This is a genomic window from Halomonas sp. SIMBA_159 (assembly GCF_046536035.1).
GTDB classification, from domain to species: domain Bacteria; phylum Pseudomonadota; class Gammaproteobacteria; order Pseudomonadales; family Halomonadaceae; genus Vreelandella; species Vreelandella venusta_A.
This window is the reverse complement of record NZ_JAWJBT010000587.1, coordinates 1-271: the sequence shown is the minus strand read 5'-3', so window position 1 is coordinate 271 and position 271 is coordinate 1. Positions and strand designations below refer to the sequence as shown.

Here is a 271-nt window from a genome sequence, read left to right as displayed (position 1 = left end):
CACTAACCTCACGATGTCCGACCGTGATTAGCCCACCTTCGTGCTCCTCCGTTACGCTTTGGGAGGAGACCGCCCCAGTCAAACTACCCACCAGGCACTGTCCGCACCCCGGATAACGGGGCGACGTTAGAACATCAACACGACAAGGGTGGTATTTCAAGGACGGCTCCACAGATACTGGCGTACCTGCTTCGAAGCCTCCCACCTATCCTACACATGTAGGGTCAATGTTCAGTGCCAAGCTGTAGTAAAGGTTCACGGGGTCTTTCCG

Annotated in this window: 1 rRNA gene; it reads right to left on the bottom strand. The window is 55.7% G+C overall.

The features are described from left to right. A 23S ribosomal RNA gene (locus R0J87_RS20565) occupies window positions 1-271 on the bottom strand; the annotation flags it as partial.